Raw genomic sequence first — 24,376 nt, forward strand, 5'->3', positions numbered from 1 at the left:
TCAGGCCGCCACCTTGTCCGCCGCGAAACGGGCGAGCGCGCCGAACGTTTCGAGCATGTCGCCATCGACTTCGTCGTCGTCGATCGTGATGCCCAGCCGGTCCTCCAGCTCGGTCAGCATGCCCGCGACCGCCATCGAATCGAGTTCGGGCAACGCCCCGAACAATGGCGTATCCGCTTCGAAGGCCGCGACCTGCGCCTCCGGCAGCCCCAACGCATCACGCAGCACCGCGCGCACCGCCTGCTCGATATCGTTCACGCTTCGCCGCTCCATGCACGATCCCTTGCCGTTGCGAGCGCCGTTAAGCCGGGGGGATGAAATCCGCAACGGCTTCGGTCATGGAGGGATCATGGTGCCGCTCGACCCCGTTCCGCAACCGATCGACCGCGTCCTTGCCGGGGAGGACGATGCGCCCGCGCTGATCGAACGCGCGGCGACGCTCAGCTACGCGCAAGTGGAGCAGGCGGTGGCGCGGCTCGCGGGGTGGCTCGCCGGCTTCGGCTTCGCGCCGGGCGATCGCGTGGCGAGCTGGCTGCCCAAGACGCGCGAGGCGTGCCTGATGCCGCTCGCCGCGCCGCGCGCCGGCCTCGTCCATGTGCCGGTCAACCCTTTGCTCAAGCGCGCGCAGGTGGCGCATATCATGGCCGACAGCGGTGCGCGGCTGCTGCTCACGCACGGCCCGCGCGCCGCGACGCTGGAGCCGGGCGACCTGCCGGGCGACGCGCGGATCGAGGTCGCGGCGGGCGAGGGGGATGCCCTGCCGCGCGCCGCCGGCGATCCCGATGCGCTGGCGGCGATCCTCTACACGTCCGGCTCGACGGGGCGACCGAAGGGCGTGATGCTGAGCCACGCGAACCTGTGGCTCGGTGCCAATTCCGTCGCGCATTATCTTGAGATCGCGGCTGAAGATCGCGTGCTGGCCGTGCTGCCGCTGAGCTTCGATTACGGCCAGAGCCAGCTTCTCTCGACCTGGGCGGCGGGCGCGGCGGTGGCGCCGCTCGACTATCTCACCGCGCGCGACGTGGTGAAGGCGGTGGAGCGGGTCGGCGCGACGACGCTGGCCGGGGTGCCGCCGCTGTGGGTGCAGCTCGTCGAGGCGGAATGGCCGCCCGAGACGGCCGCGCGGCTGCGGCGGCTGACCAATTCCGGCGGCGCGCTGACGCCCCGGCTGGTGCGCGCGCTGCGCCAGACGTTCCCGGCCGCGCGTCTCTATCCGATGTACGGGCTGACCGAGGCGTTCCGCTCGACCTTCCTAGATCCGGCGCTGGTCGATTCGCATCCCGAATCGATCGGCCGCGCGATCCCCCATGCCGAGGTGATGGTCGTCCGCGCCGACGGCACGCGCGCGGCGGCGGGGGAGCCGGGCGAACTGGTCCATGCCGGGCCGCTCGTCGCGCAGGGCTATTGGCGGGACGCGGAGCGGACGGCGCAGCGTTTCCGCCCAGCGCCGGCCTTCTCGCGCTATGGCGGGACGGCGGTATGGTCCGGCGATACGGTGGCGGCCGATGCGGACGGGCTGCTGCGCTTCGTGGGTCGCGACGACGAGATGATAAAGAGCGCCGGCAACCGCATCAGCCCGGCCGAGCTGGAGGAAGCGGCGGTTTCCGGCGGCGAGGCGGCGGAGGCGGTCGCGGTCGGCGTGCCCGACGCGCGGCTCGGGCAGGCGATCGTGCTGGTGCTGCGTGGCGACGCTGCCCGGGAGCCGGGCTTGCGCGAGCGGCTCAGGCGCGACCTGCCCAATTTCATGCAACCGGCCCGGATCGAGTGGCGCGACGACCTGCCGCGCAACCCCAACGGAAAGCTCGATCGTGCCCGCATCCGCGCGGAGGTGACGCCATGAAACCGATGGGGCCGATCCCGCCCGAATTCGCCGGCCAGCGCGGCGCGCTGATGATCGGGGAGCGCACCGCGCAGGATTGGGTGGCGGAGGCCGGTTCGCCGTGCTTCGTCTATGACCCTGCGATCGTCGCGGCCCGCGTCGCGCGGTTCCGCGCGGCCCTGCCGGGGATCGACCTGCACTATGCGATGAAGGCCAATCCGCACCCGACGCTGCTCGCCGCGATCGCGCCGCTGGTCGACGGGATCGACGTCGCCTCCGCCGGCGAGCTGGCGATCGCGCGCGCGGAGATGCCGGCCGCGCGGATCAGCTTCGCCGGCCCCGGCAAGCGCGACGCGGAATTGCAGGCGGCGATCGCGGCGGGGGCGACGCTCAACGCCGAATCGACCGGCGAGGTGCGGCGCGCGCTGGCGATCGGCGAGAGGTTGGGCCGGCAGCCGCGCCTCGCGGTGCGGGTCAATCCCGATCTGGAGCTGAAGGGATCGGGGATGAAGATGGGCGGCCGCCCGTCGCCCTTCGGCATCGACGCGGAGCGCGCCGCCGATGCCGTGCGACTGATCCGCGACGGCGCGGCGGACTGGCGCGGCTTCCATATCTTCGCCGGCTCGCAGGCGCTCGATCCACAGGCGATCATCGAGACGCAGACGGCGACCGTCGCGCTCGCCGCGCGGCTGGCGGAGGAGGCGGGCGCGCCGCCGCCGCTCGTCAACCTCGGCGGCGGGTTCGGCGTGCCTTATTTCTCGGGCGACGTCGCGGTGGATGTCGAGCGGATCGGCGCGGCGCTGGCCGAAACGCTGGCGGCGCGCCCGGCGATCCTTGCCGGCGCGGGCTTCGCGATCGAGCTGGGGCGCTGGCTGGTGGCGGAGGCGGGCGTGTACCTGACCCGCGTCGTCGACCGGAAGGAAAGCCGGGGCGAGACCTTCCTCGTCGTCGATGGCGGGCTGCATCACCAGCTCGCCGCGAGCGGCAATTTCGGCACGGTGGTGCGGCGCAACTATCCGGTCGCGGTGGCGCACCGCATGGGCGAGGAAGCGGGGCTGGAGGAGGTTTCGGTCGTCGGCTGCCTCTGCACCCCGCTCGACCGGCTGGCCGACCGCGTCGCGCTGCCGCGCGCGGAGCCGGGTGACGTCATCGCGATCTTCCTCGCCGGCGCCTATGGCCTCACCGCCAGCCCGACGGCGTTCCTGGGGCATCCCGCCCCCGTCGAATGCGTCGCAGGTCTTTCCTAACGCTATCTTCACCTCTTTGCCCGATAGCCGGATGCAAGCGCCTCCGTCGGGGAAGACGTCACCCGTGACGCCGGACGCGCGAAGGAGATCGGTATGCGTTTCGGCAATGGTTCCCGTGGCCTGGCGATGATGGCATTGGCGTCGTTGCCGATGGCCGCCTGCGCGCGGGAAAAGGCGCGCCCGGCGGCGACGCTGCCGTCCGCCGCTTTCGTCGCCAAGGCGGAGCAGCCGGGCGAGGAATATGTCATCGGCCCGCTCGATTCGCTCCAGATCTTCGTGTGGCGCAACCCGGAGCTGTCGGCGAAGGTGCAGGTCCGCCCCGACGGCCGCATCACCACGCCGCTGGTCAACGACATGCCGGCGGTGGGCAAGACGCCCGCGAAGCTCGCGGAGGACATGAAGGCGGCACTGGCCGAATATATCAAGGACCCGATCGTCTCCGTGATCGTGGAGAATTTCTCCGGCACCTACAGCCAGCAGGTGCGCATCGTCGGGGCGACGGAGAAGCCGGCCTCGCTGCCCTATCGCGCGAACATGACGCTGCTCGACGCGATGATCGCGGTCGGCGGCCTGTCGCAATATGCCGCCGGCAACCGCGCCCGCCTGATCCGCTACGACCGCGCGACCGGCAAGCAGCACGAATATCGGCTCAAGATCAATCGCCTGCTCAAGAGCGGCGATCCTTCCGCCAACGTGAAGCTCGAACCGGGCGACGTCATCATCATCCCCGAAAGCATGTTCTGAGGGAGCGCGCGTGTCGGGATTGTTTGAAGAGATACGGATCGCCGGCCACATGATGTGGACCCGCCGCTGGCTCGCGCTGGCGGTGGCGTGGGGGATCTGCATCCTCGGCTGGCTGTTCGTCAGCCAGATACCCAGCCGCTACGAAAGCCATGCGCGCGTCTTCGTGCAGATGCGGCAGGTGCTGCCGGGCGGCCCGAACGGTGGCGGGCTGGGCGATCAGGCGCGCGATATCGACACGGTGCGCCAGACGCTGACCTCGGCGGTCAACCTCGAGAAGGTGGTGCGCGGCACCGATCTGGCGCAGCAGGCGACGACCGACCGCGCCGTCACCGATCGCGCCGCCAGCCTCCAGAACGCGATCAAGATCACCGCGCAGCAGGACAATCTGTTCGAGATCGTCACCACCGCCTCCACGCCGCGCCTCGCGCGCCAGATCACGCAGAAGCTGATCGACCTGTTCGTCGAGCAGAACCTGTCCGACGATCGCAGCCAGAGCACGCAGACGCTGCAATTCCTCGATTCGCAGCTCCAGTCGCTCGGCGCCAAATTGCAGGACGCGGAGGCGAAGCGCGCCGATTTCCAGAATCATTATCTCGGCTCGCTGCCCGGCACCGGATCGGTCAGCGACCGGATCGGCGCGGCGCGCGCGCAGATGGGGCAGGTGGACAGCGACCTTGCCGCCGCGCAGGCCAATCTCTCGGCGTTGAGCGGGCAGATGGCGGGCACGCCGCGCAATATCCCCGGCGCCGGCCCCGCGCCGGGCATCGGCCCCGCCCGCGCGCGGCTGGCGGCGATCCAGGGCCAGCTCGCCGATGCGCGCGCGCGCGGCTATACCGACAACCACCCCGACGTGGTGGCGCTGAAGGCGCAACTCGCGCAGGCGCAGGCCGATGCGCGCAACGAACCGGCATCGAGCGGGGCGGCATCGGCGGACAATCCCGCCTTCCTGTCGCTCCAGTCGATGCGCGCCGACCGGCAGGCGGCCGTCACCGCGCTGCTGGTGCGCAAGCGACAGCTCCAGTCCGACCTCGACGCGCTCAACGCCAAGCTGGCGCAGGACCCGGCGGTCGCCGCCGAGCAGGGCGGGATCGATCGCAATTACGGCGTGCTCAAGGACCAGTACGACCAGCTTCTCGCCCAGCGCCAGCAGGTCGCGCTGCACAGCCAGGCGCAGACGCAGACCGATGCGGTGAAGTTCAGCGTGATCGATCCGCCGACCAGCCCGCGCACCCCGACCGCGCCGAACCGTCCGCTGCTGCTGACCGGGGTGCTGGCGGCGGGGCTGATCGGCGGGCTGGGCGCGGCCTTCGCGCTGGGACAGGTGCAGGCCACCTTCCCGACGGCGCAGCGGCTGGAGAAGGCGTCCGGCATGGCGGTGATCGGCTCGATCGGCGAAATGGTGACGCGCGCGCAGGCCGAGGATCGCGTGAAGAAGCTCAAATGGCTGGCCGGCGGCACCGCCGCGCTGCTGGGGAGCTATATCGTCCTGCTCGGTGTCGAGATGCTCCAGCGGGGGATGGCGGCATGAGCAGTCCGTCCGTCCCTCGCGACGAATCGCTGATCGAGCGCGCCGCGCAGATCTACGATTTCGACGCGCAATTCCGTGTGCGCCGTGCCGCGCCGATCGTCACGCGGCCGGAACATGCGGTCGCGCCCGCCCACACCTTCCTCGACGACGCGCCGCCCGCGCCGCCGGGTGCCGAAACCATGTCGCCCGAAGCGGCGGCGACGCTGGCCGCCATCCCGCTCGAGCTGCGCGATTTCACCGTGCAGCCGGAGGAGGCGGATAGCTGGGCCGCGCCGTCCGGCCTCGCGCACATCGATCGCGTGATGCTGGCGGAGAAGGGGATGCTGGTGCCCGGCGCGCCGATCGGGGCGCTGGCCGAGGAGTTCCGGCTGGTGAAGCGGCAGCTGCTGCTCAACGCCCGCGCGATCGCCGCCGCCACGCCGGAGCGCCGCGCGCGCACGATCCTCGTCGGCTCGGGCAAGCCGGGCGAGGGCAAGACCTATTGCGCGATCAACCTCGCGATCAGCCTTGCCGCCGAGCGGGATATCGAGGTGCTGCTGGTGGATGCCGATTTCGCCAAGCCCGATATCATGCCGTCGCTGGGGCTGGGCGAATCGACCGGACTGCTCGACATCCTGAGCGACCATTCGCTCGATCCCGAGGCGTTCGTGCTCAAGACCGACGTGCCCCAGCTTTCGCTGTTGCCGTCCGGCGCGCGCACCCATGCCGATACCGAGCTGCTCGCCAGCGCGCGCACCGCGCAGGTGCTCGACCGGCTGCTCGCGGCCGATCCGCGCCGCATCATCATATTCGATTCGCCACCCGCGCTCGCCGCCTCGCCCGCCTCGGTGCTGGCGCTGCTCGTCGCGCAGGTGATGCTCGTGGTACGCGCCGACCGCACGACCGAAAGCGACGTGCGCGAGGCGGTGGGGCTGCTCGACGGGTGCGAGCATATCAGCCTGGTGCTCAATGCGACCTCCTATGAGCCGCATTACGGGCGCTTCGGCAGCTATTACGGACAGGGAGAGCGCGGGTGAGACGACCGCTTCTCGCGGCCGCGCTGGGCGCGGCGATGACGGCGCCGCCGGCGCTGGCCGACACGCGCTATATCGCGCCCTATGTCGAACTGGGGCAGGCGGTCGGCGCGGACCTTACCAACGACGATGTCGTGACGTGGACGCAGGTTGCGGTCGGCGTCGATGCCGGCGTGTCGAACGGCCGTGCCGAGGGGCAGATCAGCGCGCGCTACGAGCGCCGCATCCCGTGGGGCGGCAACCTGACCGACGTGGACATGCTCTCCGGCCTCGCGCGCGGGTCGGTCAGGCTCTCGCCGGCCTTCTCGATCGACGCGGGCGCGCTGGCGTCCCGCTCGCGCATCGATATCCGCGGCGCGGCGCCGGGGCTGTTCAGCGACGATTCGGCGAATGTCTCGAACGTCTATTCGCTCTATGTCGCGCCGCAACTGGCGACCAATGTCGGGCCAGCGCAGGTCACGGCGGCCTATCGTTTCGGCTACACGCGCGTCGACGCCCCCGATTTCACCGGCATCGCGCCGGGCGCGCCGCGCCTCGATTATTTCGACGACGAGACGAGCCATCTCGCGATGGCCTCGATCGGCGTCGGCGCGGGGCGGATCGCGCCCTTCGGCATCACGCTGAGCGGCGCGCTGGAGCGCGATTTCGCCAGCCAGCTTTCACAGCGCTACGAGGGGGAGTTCGCCCGGCTCGACGTGGTGCAGCCGGTGAGCCGCACCGTCGCGCTGCGCGGCGGCATCGGCTATGAGAAGATCGAGGCGACGCAGCGCGACGCCTTGTTCGACGTGAACGGCAATCCGGTGCTGGACGGCAACGGGCGTTTCGTCACCGATCCCGCCTCGCCGCGCCGCATCGCCTATCACACCGACGGCCTGATCTATGACGCGGGCGTGATCTGGCGCCCGTCGCCCCGGCTGGAGCTGCAGGCGAGCGCCGGCTATCGCTACGGCGGCGCGACCTATTTCGGATCGCTTTCGTGGCGCTTGTCGCCGGACAGCGCGGTGCGCGCGGTGGTCTATGACGGCGTCACCACCTTCGGCCGCCAGCTTCGCGATGGCCTCGCGACGCTGCCGACCAGCTTCCAGACGCAAGGCGACGGCTTCGGCCAGCAATTCACCGGCTGCGTCTTCGCGTCGCAACCGGCGACCGGCGGCGCGGGCGGATGCCTCAACAGCGCGTTCCAGTCGGTCAGCACCGCCGTCTATCGCACGCGCGGCGTGGACGTGATCTACACCCGGACGGAGGGGCGGACACGGATCGGCCTCGGCGCGGGCTATGCCAACCGCCGGCTGTTCTCGCCGCCCAGCGCGCCGGGCATCACCGTGTTCGGCACCAACGACGAAAGCTATTACGCGCAGATCTTCTACGCCCGCGCGCTGAGCCGGGTGTCGGAGGTGGATGCCAACCTGTTCATGAACTATTATGACGCCGACCTGCCGGGGATGCGGGGCGTGCTCGGCGCGGGGCTTACGGGCGCGTACCAATATCGCTTCGGCCGGATCGGCACGATCGCGTCGCTCGGCCTCTACACCTACGACCAGCGCGGCTACAACAGCCAATGGTCGGCGCAGGGGCTGCTCGGGGCGAGGTACACGTTCTGATGGCGGCGCGGCACGGAAAACAGGGAACATCGCGAGATGTATGAGGATCATTTCGGATTGCGCGAGCGCCCGTTCCAGCTCACGCCCGACCCGAAATACTGGTTCGACAGCGCCACGCACCGGAAGGCGATGGCCTATCTGGGCTATGGACTGGCGCAGGGCGAGGGCTTCATCGTCATCACCGGCGATATCGGCGCGGGCAAGACGACGCTGGTCGGGCATCTCACCTCGCGGATCGACCCGGCGAACCTCAACGTCATCTCGCTCGTCTCCAGCGCGATCGTGGCGGACGACCTGCTCAGGATCGTCGCGACTGGGCTGGGCGTCGCCGACGCGCCGCGCAACAAGGCCGAACTGCTCACCGTGATCGAGCGCGGGCTGAACGCCGTCGCGCGCACCGGGCGGCGGACGCTGCTGATCGTCGACGAGGCGCAGGCACTGGACATCTCCGCCGTCGAGGAACTGCGGATGCTGTCCAATTTCCAGGCCGGCGGGCGCGCGCTGCTCCAGATATTCCTGCTCGGCCAGCCGGAGTTCCGCGAGCGGCTGCACGGATCGCAGGCGCTCGAGCAGCTCCGCCAGCGCGTCATCGCGATCCACCACCTCGATCCGATGGGCGAGGACGAGATCGCCGAATATGTCGGCCACCGGCTCCAGGTCGCCGGCTGGCAGGGCAGCCCCGATTTCGCGGAGGACGCCTTTCCGCTGCTCCACCGCATCACCGGCGGCGTGCCGCGCCGGGTGAACCAGCTCATGGGCCGGGTGATGCTGCACGCCGCGATCGTCGGCGCGACGCTGATCGACGCCGCGCTGATCGGCGAAGTGCAGGCCGATGCCGCGCGCGATCTGCCGACCGCGTCGCCCACCGTCGCTGCTCCCGCCGTCACGGGCGAGGATGCCGCCGCGCTCGCGCAACGCATCGCCGCGCTGGAGGCGCGGATTGAGGAGCAGGACGCCGCGCTGCGTCGCGTGCTGACCCTGCTGGTCGACTGGGTGGAGAATGAGGTCGGCCCGCCCGCCTCGCGGCTGGAGGCGGTGCGCGGCGCCGCTGCGTGAGATGAGCGTCGTCAACGGCCTGTCGGTCGATATCGAGGAATGGTTCCAGGTCGGCGCGTTCGAAAAGACGATCGCGCGCGGCGACTGGGAAAGCCTCGAATCGCGCGTCGAGCGCAATACCGGCATGGTGCTGGACCTGTTCGCCGAAGCGGGGGTGAAGGGCACCTTCTTCACGCTTGGCTGGGTCGCCGCGCGGCATCCCGCGCTGGTCCGCCGCATCGTGGCGGAGGGGCATGAGATCGCCAGCCACGGCTGGGACCATGCCCGCGTCTTCACGATGGACGCCGCCGCCTTCCGCGACGACCTGCGCCGCGCGCGCGCCGTGCTGGAGGATGCCGGCGGCGTCGCCGTCACCGGCTATCGCGCGCCGAGCTTCTCGATCGACGCGCGCACGCCCTGGGCGCATCGCGTGCTGGCGGAGGAAGGCTATGCCTATTCCTCCAGCGTCGCGCCGATCGCGCACGACCATTATGGCTGGCGCGACAGCCCGCGCTACGCATGGCGGCCGCTGGCCGACGCCCCGCTGATCGAGTTGCCGGTGACGGTGGCCGAGATCGCCGGGCGGCGGCTGGCGACGGGGGGCGGTTTCTTCCGCATGCTGCCCGCCGCACTGACCGATTTCGCGGTGCGACAGGTGAACGACGCGGGGCAGCCGGCGATCTTCTATTTCCATCCGTGGGAGGTCGACCCCGGCCAGCCGCGTGTCGTCGACGCGCCGCTGCGCTCGAAGCTGAGGCACTATAGCCGGCTCGGCGCGATGGCGGGCAAGCTGGGCGGGCTGGTCCGGCGGCATGACTGGGGGCGGATCGACGCGATCACGGCGGCGCGATGACAGCGACGGTGCGCGAGGCGGAGCCGGCGGACCACGCGGCGATCACGGCGTTCGTTCGCGCGCAACCCGATGCGACGCCCTTCCACCTTCCCGCATGGAGCCGCGCGGTGGAGCGTGGGTGCGGCCAGCGCGCGCGTTATCTCGCTGCGGAGCGCGGTGGCGCGATCGTCGGCGTGCTGCCGCTGACCGAGATGCGCTCGCCGTTGTTCGGCAATGCGCTTGTCTCCGCCGGGTTCGCGGTCGATGGCGGCGTGCTGGGCGAGGAAAGCGAGGCGCTGGTCGCCGCTGCGCAAGCGTTCGGCCTGCCCTCGATCGAGCTGCGCGGCGGACCGGCGCCGGCCGGATGGGTGGTGGACGACACGACCTATCTCGGCTTCGTCCGCCCGCTCGCCGCCGATGACGAGGCGGAGCTGAAGGCGATCCCGCGCAAGCAGCGTGCCGAGGTGCGCAAGGCGCTGGCGGACGATCTGGAGGTCGCGACCGGCGGCGCGGAATGCGGGGCCGAGCATTACGCCGTCTATGCCGAATCGGTCCGCAATCTCGGCACCCCGGTATTCCCCCGCGCCTTGTTCCGCGCGGTGCTGGAGACGATGGACGCCGATGTGCTGACCGTTCGCCACAAGGGCCGCGCGGTGGCGAGCGTGCTCAGCCTCTATTTCAATGGCGCCGTCTATCCCTATTGGGGCGGCGGCACGGCGGCGGCGCGCGAATTGCGCGCCAACGACCGGATGTATTTCGCGCTGATGGCGCACGCCCGCGCGAGGGGCTGCGCGCATTTCGACTTCGGCCGGTCTAAGGCCGGGACGGGCGCGGCGGCGTTCAAGAAGAACTGGGGGTTCGAGGGGCGGCCGCTCGCTTACGCGCGGTGGAGCGAGGGCGCGGCGCGCGAGGTCAATCCGCTCAACCCGAAATATGCGCTGATGGTGCGGACGTGGCGGCGGCTGCCGTTGCCGGTCGCCAATCTGATCGGCCCTTGGATCAGCCGGGGGCTGGGGTGAGCGAGATATTGTTCATCGCGCATCGCGTGCCCTTCCCGCCGGATCGGGGGGACAAGATCCGCGGCTTTCATGTGCTGCGTCATCTCACGTGCCGGGCGCGGGTGCATCTGGTCGCCTTCGCCGACGATCCGCGCGATCTGGTTCCGGCGCCGGAATATCGCGCGTTGGTCGACGAATGCGTGATCATGCCGCGCGCCAAGTCCCGCGCCCGCGCGGCGATCGAGGCGCTGGCGACCGCGCAGCCGGTATCGCTCACCGCCTTCGCGCATCGCGACGTGGAGCGCGCGGTGCGCGACATCCTCGCGCGGCGGCCGATCGACGCGATCTACGTCTTTTCGGGGCAGATGGCGCAATACCTCCCGGTCGCCGGGCCGCGCGCGATCATGGATTTCGTCGATCTCGATTCGGCGAAATTCGCCGCTTACGCCGGGGACGCGCACGGTTTCACCCGCCATATGATGCGCCGTGAGGCGCGCCTGCTCGCCGCATTCGAGCGCGAGGTAGCCGGGCGCGTCGACGCCAGCCTGTTCGTGAGCGGGGCGGAGGCGGCACTGCTCCCCGGCAGCATCGCGATCGAGAACGGCATCGACACCCACTATTACGATCCCGCCGCGCGCCATGTGCCGGTGGTGGGGCAGGGGCCGCTGATCGTCTTCACCGGGCAGATGGATTACCGGCCGAACATCGACGCCGTGACATGGTTCGCGCGCGACATATTGCCGCGCATCCCCGGCGCGCGCTTCGCGATCGTCGGCCGCGCGCCCGCGCCCGAGGTGCGCGCGCTGGCGGGCGAGCGGGTGATCGTCACCGGCGAGGTGGCGGACGTGCGCGGCTGGCTGGCGGCGGCGAGCGTGGTGGTCGCGCCGCTCAAGCTCGCGCGCGGCGTGCAGAACAAGGTGCTGGAGGCGATGGCGATGGCCCGCCCGGTTGTCGCCTCGCAAGCGGCGGCGGAGGGGATCGACCATGACGGCACGATCCGCGTCGCGCCGGATGCCGATGGCTTCGTCGCGGCGGTGGCGGCGCTGCTCGCCGATCCGGCGGCGGCGCGGGCGCTCGGCGCGGCGGCGCGGGCGCGGGTGACCGCGCGCTACGACTGGGCGGCGGCGCTCGCCCCGCTCGACGGCCTGCTCGGGCTGGCATGACGCTCGCGATCGCCGATCCTGTCGCGATGCCGGCGGCGGCGCGGGATTGGCGGCGCTCGCTGATCGTGCTCGCGCTGGTCGCGGCGCTGATCCTCGCCGCTTTCCATGACGATCTGATCCATCTCGTCTCGATCTGGTGGACCAGCACCACCTTCGGTCACTGCCTGTTCATCCCGCCGGTGATCGCATGGCTGGTGTGGACCAGGCGGCGCGAGCTTGCCGCGCTGGAGCCGGCGGCGTGGTGGCCGGGCCTTGCGATCGTCGCGGCGGGCGGTTTCGGCTGGCTGCTCGGCGATGCGGGCGGCGTGGCGTTCGCGCGGCAGTTCGGGCTGGTGATGATGCTTCAGGGCGCGGTGGTGACCTTGCTCGGCGCGAATGTCGCGCGCGGGCTACTGTTCCCGCTCTGCTACGCCGTGTTCCTCGTGCCGTTCGGCGAGATGCTGGAGCCGCCGTTGCAGCGCGTGACGGTGGCGATCACCCTGCCGCTGCTCCACCTGTGCGGCGTGCCGGCCGAGGTGGATGGCGTGCTGATCCACGCCGGCCGCTATTATTTCGAGGTGGCGGAGGCGTGCTCGGGCGCGAAATTCGTCATCGCGATGCTGGCCTATGGCGTGCTGGTCGCCAATGTCTGCTTCACGTCTTGGCGGCGGCGCGCGGTTTTCCTCGCCGTCAGCATCGTCGTGCCGGTGATCGCCAACGGCATCCGCGCCTTCGGGACGATCTACGCCGCGCACCTCACATCGGTGGAGCGGGCCACCGGGTTCGACCATATCGTCTATGGCTGGCTGTTCTTCGGCCTCGTCATGGCGCTGGTGATGGCGATCGGCTGGCGTTGGTTCGATCGCGCGCCGGACGATCCGGCGTTCGATCCGGTGACGCTGGCGCGGCCGGTCCGGCACCGCCTCGCGCTTCTCCCGGCGGCGGCGCTGGTGCTGGCGACCGCCGGGCTGTTCGCCGGCTGGAGCGCGGCGATCGCCGCGCGCACCGCCACGCTGCCCGATCGGATCGCGCTGCCGGACGTGCCGGGCTGGCAACGTGCGCCGCTCAGCCGACGCGCGCCGTGGCAACCCTATTACCCCGGCGCCGATCATTATCTGTTCGGCCGCTACATGGATGCGGACGGGACGGCGGTGGACATGGCCGTCGCCGTCTTCGCCAGCCAGCGCGAGGGGAAGAAGCTGGCCGCCTTCGGCACCGGCGTATTGCGCGAGAACGACGTGTGGGTGCGCGTCGCCGACGAGCCGGGCATCGCGGGCGGCAGCGCGATGCGAATCACCGCGCCGGGGCCGGTGGAGCGGATCGTGGCGTCATGGTATCGCGCTGGCGGAATCGTCACCGGGGAAGATGCCATCGTGAAGCTCGCCACGCTCAAGGCCCGGATGGTGGGCGGCGATCAGGCGGCGGTGGCGATCCATCTTTCGGCGGAAGGGCCGCGCGCGCGCGCAGCGATCGAGCGCTTCCTCGCCGCGTTGGGGCCGATCGACGGCGTGGCGGACCGCGTGACGGCGACACGCTGATGTGCGGGATCGCCGGGCTCTACTATCCGGGCACGCCCAAGCCGGTCGATCCTGCGCGCGTCCGCGTCATGGCCGACGCGATGGCGCATCGCGGGCCGGACGGCTCTGGCGTGTGGACCGCGCCGGGCGTCGGCCTGGGGCATCGCCGGCTCTCGATCATCGACGTGGCAGGCTCGCCGCAACCGATGGCGAGCGCGGACGGCGCGCTGACCATCGTCTTCAACGGCGAGATCTATAATTACCGCGAACTGCGCCGGGAGCTTGCCGCGCGCGGCTGGGCGTTCCGCAGCGACGGCGATACCGAGGTGCTGCTCGCCGGCTGGGCGGCGTGGGGCCCGGCGATGCTCGACCGGCTGGTCGGCATGTTCGCCTTTGCGATTCACGACGCGCGGGCCAATGCGCTATTCCTCACCCGCGACCGGCTGGGGGTGAAGCCGCTTTATTATGTCGAGCTGGCCGATGGCGCGCTCGCCTTCGCCTCCGAGCTGAAGGGGCTGCTCGCCCATCCGCTGCTCCGGCGGGTGCCGGACGTGCGCGCGGTCGAGGATTATCTGGCGTTCGGCTATGTCCCCGATGATGCCTGCATCGTCTCCGGGGTGAGGAAGCTGCCGGCGGGCCATTTCATGCTGGTCGAGCGCGGCAAGTCGCTGCCCGCGCCGCGCCGCTGGTGGGACATCTCCTTCGCCGATCGCGCAGGCGGCAATGTCGCCGCGCTGGAGGAGGAATTGCTTGCGCACATGCGGGAGGGGGTCCGCTCGCGCATGGTGGCGGACGTGCCGCTGGGCGCGTTCCTGTCGGGCGGGGTGGACAGTTCCTCGGTGGTCGCGCTGATGGCGGAGGCGTCGCCGCAGGCGGTGAAGACCTGCACGATCGGCTTCGACGTCGCCGATTTCGACGAGCGCGCTCATGCCGCCACCGTCGCCGCGCGCTTCGCGACCGACCATCGCGAGCGGGTGGTGGACGCGAGCGACTTCGGCCTGATCGACACGCTGACCCATGCCTTCGACGAGCCGTTCGCGGACGCCTCCGCGCTCGCCACCTGGCAGGTTTGCGCGCTGGCGCGGGAGCAGGTGACGGTCGCGCTGTCGGGCGATGGAGCGGACGAGGCGCTGGCGGGCTATCGCCGCTATCGCTTCCACGCGGCGGAGGAGCGCGTGCGCAGCCTGCTTCCCGCCGGGCTGCGCGCCGGCCTGTTCGGGACGCTCGGGCGCTTCTACCCCAAGGCGGACTGGGCGCCCCGGCCTTTGCGCGCGCGGACCACCCTGCTCGAACTCGCGGCCGATGGCGGCGAGGCCTATGCCCGCGCGGTGGGGGTGACGACGCCCGATCTGCGCCGCGCCCTGTTCACCGACGCGGCGCGACGCGCGCTGAACGGGCATCGCGCAGAGGACCGCTATGTCGCGGCGATGCGCGACGCGCCGGCGCGCGACGGGCTGGATCGCGCGCAATATGCCGACATGAAGATCTGGCTCCCCGGCGATATCCTCACCAAGAGCGACCGCACCAGCATGGCGGTGAGCCTCGAGGTGCGCGAGCCGCTGCTCGATCACCGGCTGGTGGAATTCGCCGCGCGCCTGCCGGCGGCGATGCGGCTCAGGCATGGCGAGGGCAAGTGGCTGATGAAGAAGGCGATGGAGCGCTATCTGCCGCGCGACATCCTCTACCGGCCGAAGATGGGCTTCGTCACGCCGGTCGGCGCATGGTTCCGCGGCCCGCTGGCGGATCGCGCGGCGGCGCTGGCGACGTCGCGGGTGCTGGCCGACACCGGCTGGTTCGACCTCGATCGCCTCGCCCGGCTCGCCGAGGCGCACCGCGCCGGCCGTGAGGAACACGGCCGGACCCTGTGGCAGTTCGTGATGCTGGAACGGAGCCTGGCGCGGGTGTTCGGGTAGGGCGGCGAGCGCGGCCAATGGCCGCGCCGGCCGGCCATTCGCGGTCTCGCGGCCAGCTTGCGCTGGTCGCGTGCCGCTCAGGCGAACAGCTTCGCCCAGCGGCGCTCGGGCCGATCCTTCCACAGGCCGCGATGATAGGCATCCGACGCCAGCAGCGGCATGACCGAGCCGGCCTCGGCGAACACCATCTGCTCGATGCCGGTGTTGACCTTGCCCCAGCTCGCCGCCTCCTGAAGCGTCGAGGATGAGCAGGCGCCGTCGCGCACGTCGGCGACGGTGATCTGCACGGCGTATTTATGCACCTCGACATCCTCGTGGCCGAGGATCTCGGCGCAGACCACCGTGTCCTGGATGAAGTTCTTCGGCACGCCGCCGCCGATCATCAGCAGGCCCGTGGTGCCGGCCTGAATCTTGATCTCGGTCAGCTCGCGGAAATCGGCCACCGCGTCGATCATCAGATAGGGTTTGCCCTCCTTCGCGCGATCGACCTGATGCTTCACCAGCCCGAAGCCCGCCGACGAATCGACGAACGCCGGGCAGAAGATCGGCACGTCATGCTCATAGGCGAGCTTGACGAGGCTGTTCTCCTTCTTGCCGTGCTCCGAAAGGTAGCGGCCCATCTCGCGGATGAAAGCGCGGCTGGAATAGGCGCGCGGCTCCAACTCGTTGGCGATCTTGTTGATCGTGAAGTCGCAGTCCTGAAGCTGCTCCTCGTCGATATAGGTGTCGTAGATGCGGTCGATGTAGAGCGAACGCAGCGTGTCGTCGTCGGGGATTTCCTGCGCCTGATAGTGTTTGTGGCCGAGGCCCTCGAAGAAATCCATGTCGACGATCGTCGCGCCGGTGGCGACCACCACGTCGACCATCCTGTTGCGGATCAGCTCCGCATAGAGGTCCATGCAGCCGCCCGCCGAGGTGGAGCCGGCGATCACCAGGCAGACGGTGCAATCCTTGTCCGCCAGCATCTGGTTGTAGATCTTCGTCGCGCGGCCGAGATCGCGGCTGGTGAAGCTCATGTCCGCCATTGCATCGACGATCGGGCGCGCGTCGAAGCTTTTGATGTCGATATGCTTCACCTGCTTCGACAGCAGTTCGGCCTTGCGCGTGTCGTTGATCGGCGCGTGGGCGGCGGCGGTCTTGTTGAGCGTGTCGGTCATGGGAAACTCCCGCATGCGATGCCGTCGTCATTGAAGGGGACGCGGAAACCCCAAGGGCGACGGCGCGCGAAGCGCACCGTCGCCCGAAACCCTGTCCTGCGGACGTTACAGCGTTACGACGTTGTTCGCGACCTCTGGCTCCACGACGGTGTAGAGCGAGACCATCGGCTCATCGGTCGCGACGATCGTCTCGTCCGAGCCGAAGCCGTTGAAGGCGGTGCGCATCGCCGCGCCATAGGCGCCGAGCATGCCGATCTCGATATAATCCCCCGCCTGCACGTCCGCCGGCAACAGGAACGGCCCGACCATGTGATCAAGGTCGTCGCAGGTCGGGCCGTAGAAGGAGAAGGGGTGATCGCGCACGGTCGATTCCGGCTCGCGCAGCAACGCGACCGGGAAGCGCCAGCCGATATGCGCCGCGTCGAACAACGCGCCATAAGCGCCGTCGTTGATATACAGTTCGTTCCCGCGACGCTTCTCGACGCGCACCACCAGCGAGCTGTATTCGGCGCAGAGCGCACGGCCCGGCTCCGCCCACAGCTCGGCCGAATAGCTGACCGGCAGGCTTTCGAACGCGCGATGGATCGTCTCGAAATAGCGCTCCAGCGGCGGCGGCTCCATCCCCGGATAGGAGGAGGGGAAGCCCCCGCCGACATCGATCACGTCCACCGTCACCGCCGCATCGACGATCGCGTGGCGCACGCGCTCCATCGCCTCGGCATAGGCTTCCGGCGTCATCGCCTGGCTGCCGACATGGAAGCAGATGCCGAGCGCGTCCGCCGCCTGGCGGGTCGCCATCAGCAACGCCTTCGCCTCATGCGCGGCGACGCCGAACTTGGCGGCGAGGCTGAGCTTGGAATGCTCCGACGACACGCGCAGCCGCACGCAGAGCGTCAGATCGTCCGCGCCCTTCGTCGCGCGAGTGATCTTGTCCAGCTCCTCGAGGCTGTCGAGGCTGAACACGCGCACGCCGTGCGTGAAATAGGCCTCGGCGATCGCCTCCTCGGCCTTCACCGGATGCATGAAGCACAGGGTGGCGCCGGGCGCGGTCCGCGCGACCAGCCGCACCTCGGCGATCGAGGCGACGTCGAAATGGGTGATGCCATTCTCGAACAGCGTCGCGATCAGCTCGGGGCTGGGGTTCGCCTTCACCGCATACATCGAGCGGCCCGGAAACTTCTCCGAAAAGAAGCGGGCGGCCCGCGCGGCTGCGTGCGGACGAACAAGCGTCACCGGCTGGACCGGCTTCTGCTTCGCAATGTCAATGGCTCCGCCGACAGTGTTGGCGGGAACGATCGAGGGGGCAGCTAGCCCCAGCGCGCTATGATGCTGGTGCAACTCAAGGGACCTCCAATTGCCTTTCGGCGTCGAGCGAAAAAAGCTGCCTTGCGGTTGGAAGTCCCATGGGGCAGCGGATGGGCGAGTTAGGGTCGCCGGACCCGAATGTAAAGTGGATTCCAATGACGCAGGATCGATCGTGACAATTGTACGACAGCCAACCCGCGCCGGCGTGCGCGACGCCGCGGCGAAGGTGGCGGCGATCCTGCCGCCGACGCCGCTTTTCGTCCATGAAATCAATCATGTGCCGATCGCCTTCAAGGCCGAGTCGCTGCAGCCGATGGGGGCGTTCAAGATTCGCGGCGCATGGCATCGGCTGACCGCGCTGGACGCGGAGGCGCGGGCGCGTGGCGTGGTCGCTTTCTCCTCCGGCAATCATGCGCAGGGAATCGCCTGGGCGGCGAAACGGCTGGGCATCGCCGCGACCATCGTGATGCCGGCCGACGCGCCACGCGCCAAGCGCGAATCGACGCTGGCGCTGGGCGCGGAGGTGGTCGATTACGACCGCGCGACCGAAAGCCGCGAGACGATCGCCGGGCGACTCGCCCGCGCGCGCGGCGCGACACTGGTGCCGAGCTTCGACGATCCGTGGGTGATCGAGGGCCAGGGCAGCGCCGCGATCGAGGCGGCGCGGCAGATGGAGGAGGCGGGCCTCGGCGCGCCGGTCCATGCGGTCGTGCCGTGCGGTGGCGGGGGGCTTGCCGCCGGGATCGCGCTCGCGCTGCCCGACGCGCGGATCACGATCGTCGAGCCGGAGGGCTGGGACGACATGACGCGCAGCCTGGAGGCGAGCTGGATCGAGCCGGTCGGCCCCAATCCTCCGCCGACCGCCTGCGACGCGCTCCAGACCAGAGAGGTATCGCCGCTCACCTTCGAGGTGCTGGCGCGGCGCGATGCGAAGGGCGTGGCGGTCAGCGAGGAGGAGGTGGCGGCGGCGCAGCGCTGGGCGGCGGAGCATCTGAGGCTGGTGGTGGAGCCGGGCGGCGCGGTGGCGCTCGCGGCGGTGCTGGCGGGCAAGGCCCCGGCGGAAGCGGGGATGCTGGTGATCCTGTCCGGCGGCAACGTCGATCTTGATGCCTATGCCCGCGCGCTGGCGGGCGCGGGGGGGCTCATAACGGCGGATGCTCGTTCAGAAGCGGTATGAGCACGGCGTTGAGCGTATCGAGGTCCAGCGCGCCAGCGCTCGCGTATCGCACTACGCCGGCGCGATCGATCACGTAATTGGTCGGCACGCCGCCCATCACCGCATACGGCCCCTTCACCCGGCGCACCGCCGGAATGGCGAGCTTCTCGAACAGCGGCTTGAGCTTGTAGAGCGGCACCGAATCCTCGGTGGTCACCGCGAACACGAGCAGGCCGTGCTTCCGGGTGACCTGATAGAAAGCGTTCAGCGTCGGCAGTTCGGTGCGGCATGGCACGCACCATGTCGCCCAGAAATTGAGCACGACGACATTGCCGCGCAGTTCCGACAGCCTGACCTTGTCGCCGGCGAATAGCGTCAGCTCGAAATCGGGCGCCGGCTCGCCGACGCGCGGCGCCTTCTCCGCCAGCGCCAGCGGGGCGGGCGTGGCAAGCGCCGCGCCGGCCAGCGCCAGCAATACCATTGACGCTCGGCGCATCCTCATTCTTCCCCGGTTCCCTGCGCGAGAAGGAAGCCCGCTCGCCTCGTCGCGGTCAATACCAATCCCTACTGGCGCCGCGCGGCCCCCCCGGCTAACAGGCTCTGGAATATGTTGGTTGCACTCAGGGGTAAGCGATGACGCCGACGGTCAAGGCCATTCTCGACAAGTATGAATCCGATTCGCCCGCCACCAAGGCGAATCTCGCCCGCATCCTGATGCAGGGCAAGCTGGGCGGCACGGGCAAGCTGATCATCCTGCCGGTCGACCAGGGCTTCGAGCATGGCCCGGCGCGCAGCTTCGCGGTCAACCCGCCGGCCTATGACCCGCATTATCATTACCAGCTCGCGATCGACGCCGGCCTGTCGGCCTATGCCGCGCCGCTCGGCATGCTGGAGGCGGGGGCGGAGACGTTCGCCGGCCAGATCCCGACGATCCTGAAGTGCAACAGCTCCAATAGCTGGGCGACCAGCATCGACCAGGCGGTGACGGCGGGCGTGGACGATGCGCTGCGGCTGGGCTGCGCCGCGATCGGCTTCACCATCTATCCCGGCTCGGACCATGTGTTCGAGCAGATGGAGGAATTGCGCGAGCTTTCGGCGCAGGCCAAGTCGGTCGGCCTCGCCACGGTCGTGTGGTCCTATCCGCGCGGCGGCAAGCTCTCCAAGGAGGGCGAACTGGCGCTCGACGTCGGCGCCTATGCCGCGCACATGGCGGCGCTGCTCGGCGCGCATATCATCAAGGTGAAGCTGCCGACCGACCATATCGAGCAGGCCGACGCGAAGAAGGCCTATGAGGGCGGCGACTGGTCCACGCAGGCCAAGCGTGTCGCGCACGTCGTGCAGTGCAGCTTCGCGGGGCGGCGGATCGTGGTGTTCTCCGGCGGTGCGGCGAAGGGCGCGGACGCGGTCTATCAGGACGCGCGCGACATCCGTGATGGCGGCGGCAACGGCTCGATCATCGGCCGCAATACCTTCCAGCGCGAGCGCGGCGAGGCGCTGGCGATGCTCGACAAGCTCGTCCGCATCTACAAGGGCGAGGAGTAAGCCCGATGGTCGAGCGCACCCAGCCGCAGGACGCGCGCTGGGCGGCGGTCGACCGTTACATCGGCGAAAAGCTGCTCGGCGCGGATGAGGCGCCGGGCGCGACGCTCGCCGCCAACGCGGCGGGCGGCCTGCCGGATATCGACGTCTCTCCGCCGCAGGGGAAATTGCTCCAGCTTCTCGCGCTGATCCGTGGCGCGCGGCGCGTGCTGGAGGTGGGGACGCTCGGCGGCTATTCGACCTTGTGGCTGGCGCGCGCGGTGGGCGAGGGCGGCCGCGTCGTGACGCTGGAGATCGATCCGCATCATGCCGAGGTGGCGCGCGCCAATCTCGCGGCGGCGGGGGTCGGCGATCGCGTCGAGGTCATCACCGGCCCGGCGCTCGAATCGATCGCGCGGCTGGAGGGGCCGTTCGACCTCGCCTTCATCGACGCCGACAAGGAGAACAACGTCGCCTATGTGCGCGCGGCGATCCGCCTGTCGCGGCCAGGCACGGTGATCGTGGTCGACAATGTGATCCGCGAGGGCGGGGTGCTCGACGCCGCCAGCACCGATCCGCGCATTCGGGGCACGCGGGCGCTGTTCGATTATGTTTCGAGCGAGCCGCGCCTCACCGCGACGGCGATCCAGACGGTCGGGGAGAAGAAGTGGGACGGCTTCCTGCTCGCGGTGGTGGACGCGGGCGAAGGATAGGTTTCGTCGGTCGGGCGGATATTTATCCCGCCACCGGCAGCTTCACCGTGCCGTCCGACTCGCGCTCCAGCGGGCCGTAGGCGATCACCGTTTCCAGCAGCAGCGGTTCGTAGAGATGCGGGAAATCCTGCCCGCCGCGCGACTTCTCCCATTTCAGCGACGCGCCGAACGAGGTGAGGTCCACCGCCGCGACGTGCAGGTCGTCCTGCCCGGCGAAATGCCTGTCCACCGTTTCGGTGAGCTGGCCGGAGGTGGAGAGATGGATGTAGCCGTCCGCCACGTCCACCGGCGCGCCCGCGAAACGACCGTCGCGTTCCAGCGCCGCCATCTGGTCGGCGGTCAGCACCTTGTACGCGACGGACGGGCGGGCGGTCATTCCGTCTCGCCCGTCGCTTCGGTTTCCGGCGTTTCGCCTTCCTCCTCGCTTTCCTCGATCCGCGCGGCGGAGACGACATGCTCGTCGTTCGCCACGTTGAACAGCCGCACGCCTGCCGATCCGCGCCCGATCACGCGCAGGTCGCCCAATGGGATGCGGATCATCTTGGCCTGATCGGTGACGAGCATGAGCTGCTGCGCCTTGGTCGCCGGGAAGCTGGCGACGACGAGACCGTTACGGGCGATATTGTCGATATTGGTGATGCCCTGGCCACCACGGCCGGTGCGGCGATATTCATAGGCCGACGACATCTTGCCATAGCCGTTGGCGCACACCGTCAGGATGAACTGCTCGTGTTCCGCCAGATGGGCGAAGCGTTCGTCGTCCATCGCGCGCGGCGCGCGTTCCGAATCCTCGCCCTTCCACGGCGCGTGGCGGAGATAATCCTCGCGCTCGTCCTGATCGCGCACGCCGACCTTGTGGAGGATCGAGAGCGAGATCACCTCGTCGCCCTTCGCGAGCTTCATGCCGCGCACGCCGGTGGAGTTGCGGCTCTGGAACTCGCGCACGTCGTTGCCGGGGAAGCGGATCGCCTTGCCGTGGCGGGTGGCGAGCAGCACGTCGTCCTCCTCGTCGAGCAGCGCGACACCGATCAAGCGGTCGTCCTCATCCTCGCCCTCGAACTTCATGGCGATCTTGCCGTTCGAGGGAACGTTGGTGAAGGCGTCCATGCTGTTGCGGCGCACGTTGCCCCTGGCGGTGGCGAACATGACGTGGAGCTTGCCCCATTCCGCCTCGTCTTCCGGCAGCGGCAGGACGGTGGAGATCGTCTCCCCCTCGGCCAGTGGCAGCAGGTTGACCATCGGCCGCCCGCGTGTCGCCGGCCCGCCCTCCGGCAGCCTCCACACCTTGTAGCGATAGACCTTGCCGAGCGTGGAGAAGAACAGCACCGGCGTGTGGGTGGAGGTGACGAACAGCTCCGTCACCACATCCTCGTCCTTGGTCGCCATGCCGCTGCGGCCCTTGCCGCCGCGCGCCTGCGCCCGGAACGCTTCCAGCGGGGTCCGCTTGATATAGCCCTGCATGGTCACGGTGACGACCATGTCCTCGCGCTCGATCAGGTCCTCGTCCTCGATCCCGTCGGCGGCGGCGGCGATCTCCGTCCGGCGCGGGGTGGCGAACAGGGCGCGCACCTCGGCGAACTCCTCGCGCATCACCGCATAGAGCTTCACGCGGTTGGCGAGGATCTCCAGCAGCTCCGCGATCGAGGCGGCGAGCTGCTCCAGCTCCGCGCCGATCTCGTCGCGGCCGAGTGCGGTCAGGCGATGCAGCCGCAGGTCGAGGATCGCGCGGACCTGGATCTCGCTCAGGCGATAGGTGTCGCCGGTCACCTCGGCGTCCATCGCCTCGACCAGCCGGATATAGGGCGCGATCTCCGCGATTGGCCATTCGCGCGCGAGCAGCGCCGCGCGCGCCTCCGCCGGGCTGGGGGAGCCGCGGATGATCCGCACCACCTCGTCGAGGTTGGTGACGGCGATAACGAGGCCGAGCAATATGTGCGCCCGATCCCGCGCTTTCGCCAGTTCGAACTTGGCGCGGCGGGTGATCACCTGCTCGCGGAACTGGACGAACGCCTGGATGATGTCGCGCAGGCCCAGCATCTCCGGCCGCCCGCCACGGATCGCGAGCATGTTGGCTGGAAAGCTCGATTGCGCGGGCGTGTGCCTCCAGAGCTGGTTCAGCACCACCTCCGGCGTCGCGTCGCGCTTAAGGTCGATGACGATGCGCACGCCCTCGCGGTTCGATTCGTCGCGGATGTCGCTGACGCCCTCGATGCGCTTGTCCTTGGCGGCCTCGGCGATCTTCTCGACCAGCGCGTTCTTACCCTGCTGGAAGGGGATTTCGGTGAGGACGATCGAGCGCCGGTCGCCGCGCCCTTCCTCGACCACATGGCGCGAACGCACCATGATCGATCCGCGCCCGGTGGCATAGGCGGAGCGCGCGCCCGCGCGGCCGAGGATGATCGCGCCGGTCGGGAAATCCGGCCCCGGCACGATCTCCATCAGTTCTTCCGTGGTGATCGCGCCATTGTCGAGATAGGCGAGGCAGGCGTCGATCACTTCGCCGAGATTGTGCGGCGGGATATTGGTCGCCATGCCGACCGCGATGCCGCCCGCGCCGTTAACGAGCAGGTTCGGGAAGCGCGCGGGCAGCACCTGCGGCTCGCTTTCGGAGCCGTCATAGTTCGGCTGGAAATCGACCGTATCCTTGTCGAGGTCGCCCAGCAGGTAATCCGCGATCTTGGCGAGGCGCGCCTCGGTGTAACGCATCGCGGCGGGCGGATCGGGGTCCATCGAGCCGAAATTGCCCTGGCCGTCGATCAGCGGCGCGCGCATCGACCAGTCCTGCGTCATGCGCGCGAGGGCGTCGTAGATCGCGGTGTCGCCGTGCGGGTGATATTTACCGATCACGTCGCCGACGATGCGGGCCGACTTGCGATACGGCCGGTTCCACGCGAATCCGCTCTCGTTCGCGGAGAACAGGATGCGGCGATGCACCGGCTTCAGCCCGTCGCGCACGTCCGGCAGCGCGCGGGCGACGATCACGCTCATCGCGTAATCGAGATAGCTCGTCTTCATCTCCTCGACGATGGAGATGGGGGCAATGTCCGAAGGGTCGGCGAGGAGAATCTCGTCGGTCAAGAATCAGCGCTTTCGGGTTGTGTCGTTTCGATGACGAACCCTAGCCGACCGCGAAAGCGC

At 69.6% G+C, this 24,376-nt stretch carries 21 protein-coding genes; 15 read left to right on the forward strand and 6 right to left on the reverse strand.

The window, feature by feature from the left end:
• Positions 1–273, reverse strand: coding sequence for an acyl carrier protein (locus F9288_RS10470; RefSeq protein ID WP_174836639.1), 273 nt, complete (start codon positions 271–273; stop codon positions 1–3).
• A gap of 76 nt (positions 274–349) precedes the next feature.
• Between F9288_RS10470 and F9288_RS10475 the strand changes: the two genes are divergently transcribed.
• The 12 genes from F9288_RS10475 to F9288_RS10530 all read left to right on the forward strand — a co-directional run bounded on the left by F9288_RS10475 (position 350) and on the right by F9288_RS10530 (position 15,389).
• Positions 350–1,840 carry an AMP-binding protein gene (locus F9288_RS10475; protein WP_174836641.1) on the forward strand — a complete coding sequence of 497 codons (1,491 nt, stop codon included), beginning with the start codon at positions 350–352 and terminating at the stop codon, positions 1,838–1,840.
• Complete coding sequence (locus tag F9288_RS10480; RefSeq protein WP_174836642.1) at positions 1,837–3,066, forward strand: pyridoxal-dependent decarboxylase, exosortase A system-associated; 1,230 nt, start codon at positions 1,837–1,839, stop codon at positions 3,064–3,066. Before F9288_RS10475 ends, F9288_RS10480 begins: the two co-directional genes overlap by 4 nt.
• A 93-nt stretch (positions 3,067–3,159) precedes the next feature.
• Positions 3,160–3,810, forward strand: coding sequence for an XrtA/PEP-CTERM system exopolysaccharide export protein (locus F9288_RS10485; RefSeq protein WP_174836644.1), 651 nt, complete (start codon positions 3,160–3,162; stop codon positions 3,808–3,810).
• Positions 3,811–3,820: 10 nt separating this feature from the next.
• Complete coding sequence (locus tag F9288_RS10490) at positions 3,821–5,338, forward strand: XrtA system polysaccharide chain length determinant (protein WP_174836645.1); 1,518 nt, start codon at positions 3,821–3,823, stop codon at positions 5,336–5,338.
• Positions 5,335–6,354: an AAA family ATPase gene (locus tag F9288_RS10495; protein WP_174836647.1), complete on the forward strand. Its 1,020-nt coding sequence runs from the start codon at positions 5,335–5,337 to the stop codon at positions 6,352–6,354. The genes F9288_RS10490 and F9288_RS10495 overlap by 4 nt, the downstream gene beginning before the upstream one ends.
• Entirely contained in the window at positions 6,351–7,952 is a 1,602-nt protein-coding gene (locus F9288_RS10500) for a hypothetical protein (RefSeq protein WP_174836649.1), read from the forward strand. Before F9288_RS10495 ends, F9288_RS10500 begins: the two co-directional genes overlap by 4 nt.
• Positions 7,953–7,988: 36 nt before the next feature.
• A complete protein-coding gene (locus F9288_RS10505; RefSeq protein WP_174836650.1) occupies positions 7,989–9,008 on the forward strand; it encodes an ExeA family protein in 1,020 nt (339 codons plus the stop codon).
• A gap of 1 nt (position 9,009) precedes the next feature.
• A complete protein-coding gene (locus tag F9288_RS10510) occupies positions 9,010–9,840 on the forward strand; it encodes an XrtA system polysaccharide deacetylase (protein ID WP_174836652.1) in 831 nt (276 codons plus the stop codon).
• Positions 9,837–10,838, forward strand: coding sequence for a FemAB family XrtA/PEP-CTERM system-associated protein (locus F9288_RS10515; RefSeq protein WP_174836654.1), 1,002 nt, complete (start codon positions 9,837–9,839; stop codon positions 10,836–10,838). Before F9288_RS10510 ends, F9288_RS10515 begins: the two co-directional genes overlap by 4 nt.
• A complete protein-coding gene (locus F9288_RS10520; protein WP_174836655.1) occupies positions 10,835–11,980 on the forward strand; it encodes a TIGR03087 family PEP-CTERM/XrtA system glycosyltransferase in 1,146 nt (381 codons plus the stop codon). Before F9288_RS10515 ends, F9288_RS10520 begins: the two co-directional genes overlap by 4 nt.
• The gene (gene xrtA / locus F9288_RS10525; RefSeq protein WP_174836657.1) at positions 11,977–13,497 is read left to right on the forward strand and encodes an exosortase A; all 1,521 of its coding nucleotides are present in this window, start codon (positions 11,977–11,979) and stop codon (positions 13,495–13,497) included. The genes F9288_RS10520 and xrtA overlap by 4 nt, the downstream gene beginning before the upstream one ends.
• Positions 13,497–15,389: an XrtA/PEP-CTERM system amidotransferase gene (locus F9288_RS10530; protein WP_174836659.1), complete on the forward strand. Its 1,893-nt coding sequence runs from the start codon at positions 13,497–13,499 to the stop codon at positions 15,387–15,389. Before xrtA ends, F9288_RS10530 begins: the two co-directional genes overlap by 1 nt.
• A 77-nt stretch (positions 15,390–15,466) precedes the next feature.
• On the opposite strand, the gene F9288_RS10535 is transcribed toward F9288_RS10530, so the two are convergent.
• The gene (locus F9288_RS10535; protein ID WP_174836661.1) at positions 15,467–16,546 is read right to left on the reverse strand and encodes a deoxyhypusine synthase; all 1,080 of its coding nucleotides are present in this window, start codon (positions 16,544–16,546) and stop codon (positions 15,467–15,469) included.
• Positions 16,547–16,651: 105 nt separating this feature from the next.
• Complete coding sequence (locus F9288_RS10540; RefSeq protein ID WP_174836663.1) at positions 16,652–17,884, reverse strand: type III PLP-dependent enzyme; 1,233 nt, start codon at positions 17,882–17,884, stop codon at positions 16,652–16,654.
• 139 nt (positions 17,885–18,023) lie between these two features.
• On the opposite strand from F9288_RS10540, the gene F9288_RS10545 reads away from it, so the two are divergent.
• Entirely contained in the window at positions 18,024–19,028 is a 1,005-nt protein-coding gene (locus F9288_RS10545) for a threonine/serine dehydratase (protein ID WP_174836665.1), read from the forward strand.
• On the opposite strand, the gene F9288_RS10550 is transcribed toward F9288_RS10545, so the two are convergent.
• Positions 18,994–19,509: a TlpA disulfide reductase family protein gene (locus F9288_RS10550; protein ID WP_174836667.1), complete on the reverse strand. Its 516-nt coding sequence runs from the start codon at positions 19,507–19,509 to the stop codon at positions 18,994–18,996. The two genes, F9288_RS10545 and F9288_RS10550, sit on opposite strands and share 35 nt — an antisense overlap.
• Positions 19,510–19,640: 131 nt before the next feature.
• On the opposite strand from F9288_RS10550, the gene F9288_RS10555 reads away from it, so the two are divergent.
• Positions 19,641–20,549 carry a class I fructose-bisphosphate aldolase gene (locus tag F9288_RS10555; protein ID WP_174836669.1) on the forward strand — a complete coding sequence of 303 codons (909 nt, stop codon included), beginning with the start codon at positions 19,641–19,643 and terminating at the stop codon, positions 20,547–20,549.
• A 5-nt stretch (positions 20,550–20,554) separates the two neighbouring features.
• A complete protein-coding gene (locus F9288_RS10560) occupies positions 20,555–21,238 on the forward strand; it encodes an O-methyltransferase (protein WP_174836671.1) in 684 nt (227 codons plus the stop codon).
• 22 nt (positions 21,239–21,260) lie between these two features.
• Here the strand turns inward: F9288_RS10560 and F9288_RS10565 are convergent, their stop codons facing one another.
• Together F9288_RS10565 and gyrA are read right to left on the reverse strand one after the other, a co-directional pair.
• Positions 21,261–21,614: a DUF952 domain-containing protein gene (locus tag F9288_RS10565; protein WP_174836673.1), complete on the reverse strand. Its 354-nt coding sequence runs from the start codon at positions 21,612–21,614 to the stop codon at positions 21,261–21,263.
• Positions 21,611–24,316 (reverse strand): DNA gyrase subunit A, encoded by a 2,706-nt coding sequence (gene gyrA, locus F9288_RS10570; RefSeq protein ID WP_174836674.1) that lies wholly within the window; start codon positions 24,314–24,316, stop codon positions 21,611–21,613. The genes F9288_RS10565 and gyrA overlap by 4 nt, the downstream gene beginning before the upstream one ends.
• Between the last annotated feature and the right edge of the window lie 60 nt (positions 24,317–24,376).

The sequence above is a fragment of the Sphingomonas sp. CL5.1 genome (assembly GCF_013344685.1).
In the GTDB taxonomy this organism is placed as follows: Bacteria; Pseudomonadota; Alphaproteobacteria; order Sphingomonadales; family Sphingomonadaceae; genus Sphingomonas.